The 13,009-nt window shown below is 31.3% G+C and carries 11 protein-coding genes; 5 read left to right on the forward strand and 6 right to left on the reverse strand.

Going from position 1 to position 13,009, the window contains the following annotated elements; genetic code table 11:
* The first annotated feature begins 140 nt into the window (after positions 1 to 140).
* The 5 genes from pflA (at position 141) to FP421_RS07835 (ending at position 5,133) form a co-directional block, all read left to right on the forward strand.
* Positions 141 to 863 (forward strand): pyruvate formate-lyase-activating protein, encoded by a 723-nt coding sequence (gene pflA / locus FP421_RS07815; protein ID WP_236548075.1) that lies wholly within the window; start codon positions 141 to 143, stop codon positions 861 to 863.
* A gap of 11 nt (positions 864 to 874) precedes the next feature.
* Positions 875 to 2,134, forward strand: a complete 1,260-nt coding sequence (locus tag FP421_RS07820; RefSeq protein ID WP_159949333.1) for an L-lactate MFS transporter — start codon at positions 875 to 877, stop codon at positions 2,132 to 2,134.
* 201 nt (positions 2,135 to 2,335) lie between these two features.
* Entirely contained in the window at positions 2,336 to 3,325 is a 990-nt protein-coding gene (locus FP421_RS07825; protein ID WP_159949343.1) for an aspartate-semialdehyde dehydrogenase, read from the forward strand.
* A gap of 10 nt (positions 3,326 to 3,335) precedes the next feature.
* A complete protein-coding gene (locus FP421_RS07830; RefSeq protein ID WP_159949345.1) occupies positions 3,336 to 4,379 on the forward strand; it encodes a ferredoxin--NADP reductase in 1,044 nt (347 codons plus the stop codon).
* 88 nt (positions 4,380 to 4,467) lie between these two features.
* Positions 4,468 to 5,133: a LysE family translocator gene (locus FP421_RS07835; protein WP_159949347.1), complete on the forward strand. Its 666-nt coding sequence runs from the start codon at positions 4,468 to 4,470 to the stop codon at positions 5,131 to 5,133.
* A 2-nt stretch (positions 5,134 to 5,135) separates the two neighbouring features.
* Here the strand turns inward: FP421_RS07835 and FP421_RS07840 are convergent, their stop codons facing one another.
* The 6 genes from FP421_RS07840 to pbpC all read right to left on the reverse strand — a co-directional run bounded on the left by FP421_RS07840 (position 5,136) and on the right by pbpC (position 12,944).
* Positions 5,136 to 5,696 carry a HupE/UreJ family protein gene (locus FP421_RS07840; RefSeq protein WP_159949349.1) on the reverse strand — a complete coding sequence of 187 codons (561 nt, stop codon included), beginning with the start codon at positions 5,694 to 5,696 and terminating at the stop codon, positions 5,136 to 5,138.
* 32 nt (positions 5,697 to 5,728) lie between these two features.
* A complete protein-coding gene (locus FP421_RS07845) occupies positions 5,729 to 7,570 on the reverse strand; it encodes a M1 family metallopeptidase (protein ID WP_159949351.1) in 1,842 nt (613 codons plus the stop codon).
* A 10-nt stretch (positions 7,571 to 7,580) separates the two neighbouring features.
* Positions 7,581 to 9,296, reverse strand: a complete 1,716-nt coding sequence (locus FP421_RS07850) for a S8 family peptidase (RefSeq protein ID WP_159949353.1) — start codon at positions 9,294 to 9,296, stop codon at positions 7,581 to 7,583.
* On the reverse strand, positions 9,289 to 10,137 hold the full coding sequence (locus FP421_RS07855) for an MBL fold metallo-hydrolase (protein ID WP_159949355.1): 849 nt from the start codon (positions 10,135 to 10,137) through the stop codon (positions 9,289 to 9,291). Before FP421_RS07855 ends, FP421_RS07850 begins: the two co-directional genes overlap by 8 nt.
* 158 nt (positions 10,138 to 10,295) lie before the next feature.
* Positions 10,296 to 10,478, reverse strand: coding sequence for a hypothetical protein (locus tag FP421_RS07860; protein WP_159949357.1), 183 nt, complete (start codon positions 10,476 to 10,478; stop codon positions 10,296 to 10,298).
* 117 nt (positions 10,479 to 10,595) lie between these two features.
* Positions 10,596 to 12,944 carry a penicillin-binding protein 1C gene (gene pbpC / locus FP421_RS07865; protein WP_201288815.1) on the reverse strand — a complete coding sequence of 783 codons (2,349 nt, stop codon included), beginning with the start codon at positions 12,942 to 12,944 and terminating at the stop codon, positions 10,596 to 10,598.
* Between the last annotated feature and the right edge of the window lie 65 nt (positions 12,945 to 13,009).

Genomic DNA, 13,009 nt, shown 5'->3' on the forward strand with positions numbered 1-13,009 from the left:
TCCAAGGGGTTCAAAAAATAGAATTAGCGCTGCAATAGAGTTCGCTATTCACAAGAACTTGCAGACTAAGTGTTTTTTGAGTCCCTTTCTTTTTTCCACTAAAATTTTTCGTTATCAAAATAAAAGAGAACATATTAAATGTGCATTCTATAGAGTCTTTTGGAACCCATGATGGTCCTGGGATTAGAATGGTAGTTTTTTTACAAGGCTGTAAATTAAAGTGTCAATATTGCCATAATCCAGATACTATAGATACTCATGGAGGTGAAGAATATCACATTGAAGATTTGGTTAAAAAAGCAGTAAATATGAAGTCTTATTTTGGTGATAAAGGCGGAGTTACAGTTTCTGGAGGGGAACCTGTTTTACAAGCTACCAATTTAATTCCTTTTTTTAAACGATTAAAAGAAGAAGGCATTCATACCAATTTAGATACCAATGGTCGTGTTTTAAACCACCCTGTTGTAGAATTGTTAGACAACTATGCAGATTTGGTAATGTTGGATATTAAACACATGACCGAAGAAGGTTTTCGAAAAATCACAGGAAAACAAAACAAAGAAACTACATTTAACTTTGCAAAACACAGAGAAGCCTCTGGTAAAAAAATGTGGTTGCGTTATGTTTTAATTCCAGGTATTACAAATACACCAGAATTATTACATCAATTAGGAGACTATTTCAAAGATTATAAAACCATAGAACAAATAGAGTTACAACCTTATCATAAATTAGGTATCCATAAATGGGATGCTTTAGGATGGGAATATCAATTAAAAGATGCTAGAGAAAACACACAACAAGAGTTGGATGAAGCAGCTAACATATTGAGTAACTACTTTAAAAAAGTAAAAATTAACTAAAGAATTTTATTATGAATTCAAAAAAATTAAAAAATAGGTGGCTAATTGCTGCATCAGCAGTAGGAATTCACATTTCTATTGGATCTGTATATGCATATTCTGTAATGACAAACCCTGTAAAAGATGTATTTGAAGTTGAAGGAAGCGTTATAAAATGGGCATTTAAAATCGCAATTTTATTATTAGGATTATCAGCAGCATTTTTAGGAAGATGGGTAGAAAAAGTAGGACCAAAAATTAGTGGAACTACAGCTGGTATTTTCTATGGTGTAGGAATTTTAGGTTCTGGATTAGCAGTGCAAATAGAATCTTTATGGTTATTCTATTTGTGTTATGGTGTTATTGGAGGAATTGGTTTAGGTTTAGGATACATAACCCCTGTAAGTACATTAGTAAAATGGTTTCCAGACAGACGTGGTTTAGCTACGGGTATGGCAATTATGGGCTTTGGTTTTGCAGCCTTAATATTTGGCCCTGTAATGGCAAAATTATTTGAAACAGTTGGTGTTTCTAATGCGTTTTACATCTTAGGTGTTATATATATGGTGTTAATTTTATCATCTGCAAGATATATTGAGAGACCTCCTGCAGGGTATGCTCCTGAAGGATACAATGAAGGAGAAGGAAAAGTGATAAAAGAAGACTTAACCAATATTACTGCAAACGAATCTTTAAAATCTCCTCGTTTTTATTACATCTGGATTATGATGTTTATCAATATTGCCTGCGGAATTGCAATTATCTCTGCTGCAAGTCCTATGATGCAAGAAAAACTAGATTATACACCAATGCAAGCAGCAGCCATTGTTGGTTTTATTGGAGTTTTTAACGGTTTAGGTAGAATAACTTGGTCTACATTATCAGATTATTTAGGGCGTGCAAATACGTTTATCATCTTTTTTGCTTTTCAAATTTTGGCCTTTTATTTCTTACCAAAAATTGGAGTAGAAAGTGTATTTCTTATCATCTTATTTACCGTTATTACAATGTATGGAGGTGGTTTTGCAACTTTACCCGCTTTCTTAGGCGATTTATTTGGCACAAAACAATTGGGTGCAATTCACGGAATGGTATTAGCAGCTTGGGGATTAGCAGGTGTTGTAGGTCCAACAATTTACGATATGGTTAAAGAACAAACAGGGTCTTTAGATACCACCTTACTAATTTTTGCAGGATTATTTGTGGTCGCTTTAATTGTATCCATTTTAATGAAAATATCCATCACAAAATCTCAAAATTTAAAAAAACATAAGTTAAGTATGGTTGCTTAATTTTTACCCCCAATTATTAAGATTGATCAAAAAACCTTTTAGCTTTCTCGCTGAAAGGTTTTTCTTTTTATTTAGAATTTATATCAACTTGTTAAAAATTAAACATTACAAATTATATTGGTAAATATTTTTTAAAATGATGGCTACAAATAATTTTGTTAGCATCTTTGCATCATAATAATAGCATAAATATTTAAACTGATGAAAATAGCTGTAGTTGGCGCAACTGGAATGGTTGGCACAGTAATGTTAAAAGTGTTAGAAGAGCGTAATTTACCAATCACAGAGTTGATTCCTGTGGCTTCAGAAAGATCTGCTGGTAAAAAATTATCATATAAAGGAAATGACTATACAATAGTTACTTTAGAAGATGCTGTAAACTTAAAACCAGATGTGGCTTTATTTTCTGCTGGAGGTGATACTTCTTTAGAATGGGCACCTAAATTTGCTGAAGTAGGCACAACTGTAATAGACAATTCTTCTGCTTGGAGAATGGATCCAACTAAAAAATTAGTAGTTCCAGAAATTAATGGAGATGTATTAACTGCGGATGATAAAATCATTGCAAATCCAAACTGCTCAACAATTCAGTTGGTAATGGCTTTAGCCCCTTTACATGATAAGTACACTATGAAACGCGTGGTAATTTCTACCTATCAATCTGTATCTGGTACTGGTGTGAAAGCTGTACAACAATTGGATAATGAAGAAGCAGGAATTGAAGGCGAAATGGCGTATCCACATAAAATTGGAAGAAATGCTTTGCCTCATTGTGATATTTTCTTAGAAAATGGATATACCAAAGAAGAAATGAAATTGGTAAAAGAACCTAAGAAGATTTTACGTGACGATTCTTTCTCAGTAACTGCCACTGCTGTTCGTATTCCTACTGCTGGAGGGCATTCAGAAGCGGTAAATGTACAGTTCGAAAATGATTTTGATTTGACAGAAGTTCGTCAGATTTTAAGTGAAACTCCTGGTGTTGTTGTCGAAGATGATTTGGCAAACAATGTATATCCAATGCCAGTAAATGCACATAACAAAGATGAAGTTTTTGTTGGTAGAATTAGACGCGACGAATCTCAAGAAAATACCTTAAATTTGTGGATAGTTGCAGATAACTTACGTAAAGGTGCAGCTACAAACACAGTTCAAATTGCCGAATATTTAATTGAAAATAATTTGGTGTAAAATAGATTTAATGGCAACATTTCATAACGTTACAATAAAAGAGATAAAACAAGAAACCGCAGATGCGGTTTCTGTTTTGTTTGACATACCTAAAAACTTAAAAGCAAACTTTAATTTCACTGCAGGTCAATACATTACTTTGCAAAAAGAATTGGATGGAAAAGAAGTTCGAAGAGCATATTCTATTTGTTCTACTCCAAAAAGTGGTGATATTAGAGTTGCTATAAAATCAGTTGAAAACGGAACATTTTCTGTGTACGCAACTTCTGATTTAAAAACAGGTGATACCATAGAAATTTCTGCTCCTGAAGGACGTTTTTTACTTAATCCTGAAGCAAATAAAAACTATGTTGGTTTTGCAGCTGGTTCTGGAATTACACCTATTTTATCAATGGTAAAAATGGTTTTAGAAAACGAACCCTCTTCTACATTCACTTTAGTGTATGGAAATAAATCTGTTGCAGATACTATTTTCTATGACGAATTATTGACTTTGGACTCAAAATATGACAACTTCAATTTAGAGTTTGTTTGTAGCAGAGAACGTCAAGAAAACATGTTATTTGGTAGAATAGACACTCCTTTTACCAACTTTTTTGTAAAGAATAAATATAAAGAAATCTCTTTTGATGCTGCTTTTCTATGTGGTCCAGAGGAAATGATTCATACTGTTTCTGATACTTTAAAAGAAGCTGGTTTTACCGATGAAAATATTCATTTTGAGCTGTTTACTGTTTCTGTTGATGAAGAAGCTACTTCAGAAATTAAAGAAGGGACTACAGAAATTACTGTGTTACTAGATGATGAAGAAACAACTTTTACAATGACGCAAACAGATAATCTTTTAGCAGCTGCATTGCGTAACGATTTAGATGCTCCGTATTCTTGTCAAGGTGGAGTTTGTAGCTCGTGTATGTGTAAAATTACTGAAGGAAAAGCAGTAATGGTAAAGAACTCTATTTTAACAGATAATGAGATTGAAGAAGGCTTAACTTTAGCGTGTCAAGCTCATCCAACAACAGCAAAAATCACTGTTGATTTTGATGACATTTAAATGTTACAAAACATATATTTTAAAAGTAAAGGATGGTTTTTCCATCCTTTCTTTTTATGCTTCAATTAAAAAACAGTATTTTTAGACAATGGATTTTTACGACTTTAAAAATGCTTTTCTAATAGGTTTTTTCATGGCTTTTATGATTGGACCTGTTTTTTTTATGCTTTTACAAACCAGTATTTTAAAAGGTGCTAGAGCTGCCATTGCATTTGATTTAGGTGTAATTTTAGGCGATATTTCTTTTATCTTAATTGCTTATTACGGAAGTAGAACTTTACTAGAAAAAATTAAGGATGACCCAAGATTGTTCTTTATTGGAGGTTTAGTACTCATTATTTATGGTCTTATCACCTATTTTGACAAACAGAACAAAAAAGAGGCGTTAGAGTCTGCAAAAATTGTAGATGTTCCCATAAAAAACAATTACGTAAAACTCTTTTTAAAAGGATATTTTTTAAACTTTATTAATGTTGGTGTTTTAGCTGGCTGGTTAGGTATTGTTATGGTAGTTGGCCCTACTTTAGATATGAATCCAACCAATATTTTCTGGTATTTTGCCACAGTAATTCTTGGGTATATGGTTACTGATTTAGGTAAGATTCTTTTAGCAAAACAACTCAAAAACAAAATGACACCTCCTGTGATTTACAGATTGAAAAGAATTATGGGTATCATTTTATTGATTTGTGGAGTGTTTTTAATGTTAAAAGGCTTTATCCCAAATGAAAAAATTGATGAGTTTATTCATTAATATTAAATAAATATTTTACTTATCATCATAAAAAGGCTTACACAAAACCCGACTACAGAAAGCCCATAACTCCAATTAAATTTAGGGATATTTTTTATATTATTTAGCAAAATTTTAATCCCAAAAAAGACAAATGCTAAAGACAAAACTGAGACTAAAGCTCCAATTAAAGTTAAGAAAATGGGTAATAATAGACTTGTATGAATACTCACTTCATTTATAAAATTAGTAAAAACTCCTAGACCATTAAAAAAACCAAATAATAAGATCAAACCCATTGTAAAAGTTTGAAAGAATTTCTTAACTAATTTTTCTTTTTGAATAGATAAAAAGGACAGTGAAAAAATTAAAAGAGGAATTACAAATTTAACAACTCCTAAATTCGCTTTTAAACTAAAATAAGCTGATAAAAATAAAGCGATAAAAAAACCAATCGAAAAGAATAATCCCAAAGAGAATATTCTTTTTAATTGGTTTGATTTGATGAAGAAAATTACTAAAAAAAGGAAAATTATATAATTATATATTGAAAATTTCAATACATGTTTTCCTCCAATTTTCAAATAGGTTAAAAAAGAAGCAAAGGTTAAATCAATTACTTTTTTTTTCCTCCCAAAATATTGTTTTCTAAATTTACGTCCGCCATTAATCCACTTTTATCAATAATTACAGATTTTACTGGTTTCGCAGCTTCAAAAGAATAGGTAGGGTATGCCCAACCCCAATCTTTTAAAATAGTAGCAGAAGTAGGTTTGTTACCTCTCATCATTTCTAAAGCAATGTTAAAACTTTCTTTACTACCATCTGTGTAAGTAACCTCAACATCAATTGGCATAGGCATTTGTCCTATTCTTTCTAAAGTTACGGTTTTATCATCAACAGATTTTACTCCATAATCAATAGTATGTGTAGTTTGCGTCCACTCATTCAAATACCAATCTAAATGAATACCAGAAACTTTTTCCATTGAGCGTTTAATATCATTTGGTCTTGGATGTTTAAAACTAAAATCTGTAAAGTATTTTTTTAATCCTTTGGCTACATTATCAGAACCAATTACATACTCTAATTGAGATAAGAAAATATTTCCTTTTGAGTAGCTACCTGTGCTGTAAGCTCTATTGGTGTGATATCTATCAGCATGTGTAGATAGCGATTCTTCGTTAGCAGCTTTTACTAATTTTCTGTAACCTTTATAAGAACTAGCTCCTGTATTCTTTAATCCTTTCTTTAAAATTTCATTAGAGGCTTTTCCAGAAATATAGGTTGTAAATCCTTCATCCATCCAAGGATGTAAACTTTCGTTAGAGGCTAACAAAAATTGGAACCAAGTGTGCGCCATTTCGTGCGCGGTAACGCCAAATAAGCTTCCAAATTTACGTTTACCTGTTATTAAAGTAGACATCGCATATTCCATTCCGCCATCACCTCCTTGAATCACAGAATATTGTTTATAAGGATATTGACCAACATTTTCGCTAAAATAAGTCATCAACTCTGCAGTTTTAGGCTGTAAATCTTTCCAGTTTTTTAAATAACTAGCACTTAAAGTCTTTTTGTACAAGAAGTGTAAGTCAATTCCGTTTTCCATTTTTAAAACATCATGATTATATTCTGGATCAGCTGCCCACATAAAATCGTGCACATTTGGTGCTTTAAAATGCCATGATAATTTTTCTGTATTTGGTAGGTTTAATGGTTTTGTTTTGTCTTCATAACCATGCCCTATTTCTTGTGGGTTTTGCAAATATCCAGTACCACCTACTGTGTAATTTTTATCTATATGAATGGTTACATCAAAATCACCCCAAACTCCGTGAAATTCTCTTGCAATATATGGTGGTGTATGCCAACCTTGAAAATCATATTCTGCTAATTTTGGATACCATTGAGACATTGATAGTGCAACACCTTCTTTACTGTTTCTTCCAGAACGACGAATTTGAATTGGAACTTGTGCTTCAAAATCCATCTCTAAAGTAACACTCTCACCAGATTTTATAGGTTGATTTAAAGTTACCTCTAAAATAGTTCCTACTGTTTCATGCGATACAGCTACTCCGTTTTGTTTTAACGCATTTACTTTAATATACCCAATTTCATCAGGTTTTAATTTGCTAATTCTATCTCCAATTTTTTTGCTTGGATCTTTGATATTTAGCGAACGTACATCCATTTGAGAACCCGGTTGAAATGCATTAAAATACAAGTGATAAAACACTTTTTTTAAATCATCTGGAGAGTTATTTGTATAAACTAATGTTTGCTTTCCTTTGTATTGATAGTTGTTTACATTCATATCAATATCCATCGTATAATCTACATGTTGTTGCCAATACGTTTTTTGAGTATTGACTTGACTAGAAATGATATCTTTTTTTGGTCCACAAGCAACTAATAAGATTGCTGTGCATACAAAGAATACTGTTTTTTTCATTTTTTAATATTTATTTAGTTTTTCCATTTACCATTCTATCCGCCATTTTTAAAGCGTTATAGGCATTTACTATTCTTCCTGAAACTGACAACTCTGAGAAAGGTACAGTATCCATAGGTGCTCCTGGTTTTACCACATTCATATCAATTTTTGTCCCAGAGTTCATTAAAATTCTTTTTACTTGACTTGCAGATAATTGCGGATAATAAGAACGTATTAAAGCCGCCACTCCAGAAACTGCTGGTGCTGCCATTGAGGTTCCACTCACAGCTTCATACTCATTTTTAGGTACAGTTGAGTAAATCTCATCTCCAGGAGCAAAAACATCTACATTTATTTTACCATAATTAGAAAAGTTTGCCACCAGCTTTTTACTGTAATACGGACTTGTAGCACCAATAGTAATAACATTATCTACAAATTCTGATAGTAGATCTTTAGAATCTGAAGGATATGTATATCTTTTATCTAAATTTTTAGAGTCATTTCCTGCTGCATTAACGATTAAAACATCTTTTTCGGCAGCATATTTTATAGCGTCAAAAACCCATTCTTTATTTGGAGAAAAACGTTTACCAAAACTTGTGTTGATAATTTTAGCGCCATTGTCTACAGCATAACGTATTCCTAGAGCTACATCTTTATCATGTTCATCACCATCAGGAACAACTCTTACTGTCATTATTTTTACGTTGTTTGCAACTCCATTAACTCCTAAATTATTATTTCTTGTTGCAGCAGTAATTCCAGCAACATGTGTTCCATGCATTTCTAAATCTTTAGAACCTATTACATTATTGTTTCCATAATATTTGTCGTTAATATCATACAAATCATCTCCCATAGATTGACGACTGTTAAAGTCTAAATCATAACCTTTTTTTATTTTGTACAGGTTTTTCTTTACCTCGTTTGCATTTTTCCTAAATTCGTCTAATTCGCTTTCCACAACATCTCTTTCTAACAAACTAGCAACATCAGCAATTTGCATCGCTAATTTGATACTTTTAGGTCGCAACCCTTTTAAATCTTTTGCTGTGAATTCTTTTTTACCTAAAAATTTTCGAACGGCATTAAAATGCTCTTTTATTTGATTAAGTCTCTCTAAAGTTTCTTCTACATTTGCAATTTCATCTTCGTTCTTTTCTATGCTTTTTTGATATTCTTCTTTTAATTTTAAAAATTGCTTAAATTCTTTTTTATCTTTTTGAGCAATTTCTGAAGCTTTTTTATTACCAAATTTTTCGATTCCTTTTTTTACAATTCTTGTGATTTCTAGTTGGTCTGCATTTACAATTTTACCTGATGTGTTTCCTAAAAAATTCCACCCGTAAACATCATCTACATAACCATTACCATCATCGTCTTTACCATTGTTTGGAATTTCTTTAGGGTTTACCCAAAGAACATCTTTTAAGTCTTCGTGTTCTATATCTACCCCAGAATCTGCAATTGCAACAATAACGTTGACTCCTTTTTTACCTTCTAAAAATTGATATGCTTTGGCAATACTCATTCCAGGAATGGTATCTTTTTTTAAGTCGGCATGACCCCAAACCAACATTTCATCATTAGAAAGAGGTATTTTTTTGGGAGGAAGATTAATGATTTCATTAGAACCTTTGGGTACTGAAATTGTATTTATGGAAGATTTACAACTAGTAAAAACAAAAAATAAAATCGATATTTTAATAAAAAAATAATTTCTAACTACTAATCTACTCATCAAATACATCAAAAAATTTATAACTCTCATTCAATCTTACTCCTTTTTCTGTGTGTTTTACAGTACACAGTTCGTTGTGTGCATCGTGCTCTAAAAAGAGATAAAAATTCTTGTCTGCAGCTAAATTTAAAAATGCAGCTTTTTCTTTCATGGTTAATAAAGGTCTTGTGTCATAACCCATAACGTAAGGCAAAGGAATATGCCCTACAGTAGGTAGTAAATCTGCCATAAAGACAATAGTTTTACCTTGATAGGTTAATTTTGGAAGCATTTGCTTTTCTGTATGACCATCTACAAAAAGGACATCAAAACCTATTTGATCATTATAATTTCTATGAATAAAATCTAGTTGACCACTTTCTTGTATAGGTTGTATGTTCTCTTTTAAAAAGGATGCTTTTTCTCTTGGGTTAGGTTCTGTAGCCCATTTCCAATGTTTATCATTAGACCAAAATTTTGCATTTTTAAATGCGGGTTGTAAAAAAGTATGATCAGAATTCCATTCTATAGCTCCACCACAATGATCAAAATGCAAATGGGTTAAGAAAACATCTGTAATATCATCTCTATGAAAACCAAATTTAGCCAATGAAGTGTCTAAAGAAAAATCTCCAAAAAGATAATAGTAACTAAAAAATTTATCAGATTGTTTATCCCCTAAACCTGTATCGATTAATATTAAACGATTTCCGTCTTCTATAAGCATGGATCTCATGCTCATATCTATCATGTTGTTATGGTCTGCAGGATTGGTTTTTTGCCAAATACTTTTAGGCACAACACCAAACATTGCACCTCCATCTAGTTTAAAATTACCAGTTTCTATAGGATATATCTTCATTCTGAAAAATTAAGAACACTAAAATTATTAAAAAATAATGATTTAATGATTTTAAAACTCAACTTTGAGCAAACAGAATACAAAGATGTTGAAAATAATACGAGTTTTTGTTAAGAAAAGTCTAAAGATTTTTTGAAAAAATGCAATATAATAAATAGCTATTGAATGGTATAGCTTGGTTTTTTTGAATTATTGTTGATTTTAATTTTACTTAAAAATTTAGCAATTTTAATGATAGCAATTACCCCTATAGTTAAACCTAAAATAACAAATACTAATTGATTTTCGAAAATTGATTCTGCAAGTGTTTCTTGATCTGCTGGTAATATTTGTAAAAACATAATTTTTAATATTTTAAATTGTTCCACAAAGGTATACATGAAGTTCACTTATTTTTTGTGTTTTTCGATTAAATACCTATTCCTTTCGTTAATATGTTAATTACTCTCTTTTAATTATTAATTTTTAATTGTAATCTTTTGCTGGATTTCATTACCAAAACTATCAGTAACAGAAATAGTATAATCTCCTGTTTTTGAACTTATAGCCAATTGATGTATCTCTTTAGTTGTTCCTAAAAAATGATGATTTGCATACCAAAATAAAGTTGCTTCTGGGTTAGAATGCGCTACTTTTAAAATGAGTTCTTTTTGTTTTCCATCAAAATCTTTGGGTAAAAACACAGTGCTTTTCTCAGTAGGATAAATAAATTTCATTGCGTTTTCTATATTACCTAAACAACCTGATTTATATTTTGGTAAAGAACTATAAAAAGGATTCTGATTCTTGTAATAATACTCCATTAACGGAGGTAATACAAACCAAGATTTTTGTTTGATATTTTCTAAACTTTCGCAAGAAGTATTGACTTGATAATTTTCTAAAACATCTACATTAACCAAAATATGATAGGGACAAGGTTTGGTTTTAAGTCCTGCATTTTGAATGAATTCTTGCTTGGTTTCTTTACAAATTTCTGTGGCTCTATAACCACTTTTTGTACAAATTTCTACTTTGGTCATTTCGTCAAAAGGGGTTTCAAACCATTCTGATTTTGGTAATTTATCAAACACGTCAAATAAAATAGGTGCTGCTGACTGTACTCCCACTAAACCTGGTCTTCCTTCTCCATCAGCGTTTCCAACCCAAACACCAACTACAAAATCTTTAGTGGTACCAATTGCCCAAGCATCTCTAAACCCAAAACTAGTTCCTGTTTTCCAAGCAATTTGTTTTGAAGAATCAAAAAACTCCCAATTCTCTTCTGCATTTGGTCTGTTTACTTCTTTTAAACTCTCGAAAGTCAAATAAATAGAAGCAGCATCAAAAATAATTTTTTCTGCTGATTTTGAACCAAAATCTACAATTTCATACGCATAAAAAGAAGGTTCTACAAATTCATTTTTAAAGTACCTACTCGAATTCTGAGTATAATGATTTACTGTTGATGCTAATGATGCGTAGCTTTTACATAAATCCCATAAATTACTTTCTGCACCACCTAATGCTAAGGTTAACCCATAATAATCAGGACTTTTCTTAATGTCTCTCAAGTTTAATTCCTTTAAATAATGATGAAATTTTTCCAAGCCAAATTCATTCAACATTCTCACAGTTGGCACATTTAACGATTTAGACAATGCCATTTTTGCGGATATAGCTCCAGCATATTTTTTATCAAAATTCTCAGGACGATAGCTCCCAAAATTTGTTGGAACATCAGCCACCAAAGTATTGGGCAACAACTCTCCTTGATCTAACATTGCAGCGTATAAAAATGGTTTTAAAATACTGCCTGTACTTCTAGGTTTGTCAATAATATCAACATCTCTTTGGTGTTTTTTTGATGTTGGAGCGTTACCAACATAACTTAACACTTTTCTTGTTTTTACATCCAACACCAAAACTGCAATGTTGTTGATTCTGTTTTTTGATAATTGATTGTAGTGATTTTTCACAATCAAGTTTGTCTGGTTTTGTAATGTTTTATCTATTGTAGTTTTTACAAATTGACCTTTTTTTTCTCTATGAATTCTTTGTAATAAATGTGATGATATTTGCGGTAATCTGTATGGTTTTTGAGGAATTTCTTCTAAAATTGCCAAATCATGAGTTAATGAATCAATAATTTTATTGGTCAATAGTTTATTTAACAATCGATTTCTTTTAACCAATAATTTTTGTTGATTTTTACCAGGATAAATCAATTTTGGTGCATTTGGTAAAACTGCTAACGTTGCAGCTTCTGCCCAAGATAAATCTGATGCTTTTCTGTTGAAAAACCGCCATGAAGCAGCATCTAAACCCACAACATTTCCACCAAAAGGTGCGTTAGAACTCCAAAAAGCAAGAATTTCTTCTTTACTAAAACTAAACTCTAATCTTGTGGCTAAAACAAGTTCTTTCAATTTTTCAAAATAGGTTCTAGGTCTATCATTTCTGCTTAAACGCATTACTTGTTGTGTAATAGTACTTCCACCTCTAACCACTCTACCCTCTTGAATATTTTGTTTCATTGCTTTTACAATTGAAACTGGATTAAACCCAAAATGCTTGTAGAAATGTTCGTCTTCAAACTGAATTAAACAGGTTTTAAATTTTTGAGGAACTGAATCATTATGAGGAAAACGCCATTGTCCATCTTTAGCAATTAAGGCTCCTAATAATTCACCTTTATCACTTGTAATTACAGTTGATGTTGGCTTTGTAAATAAATTTTTTGGTAAACAAAACCCATAGAAAATCAGTAGAACAATCAATACAAGAATTCTTTTTTTTCTTTTTAATATGTAGTTTTTGATTTTCAAGCGCTCTAATTTTACCAGTATGTCATTTCGAAATGAGCCTTTTTAGGCGATTGAGAAATCTCATA

The sequence above is a fragment of the Polaribacter septentrionalilitoris genome (assembly GCF_009832745.1).
Taxonomy (GTDB): domain Bacteria; phylum Bacteroidota; class Bacteroidia; order Flavobacteriales; family Flavobacteriaceae; genus Polaribacter; species Polaribacter septentrionalilitoris.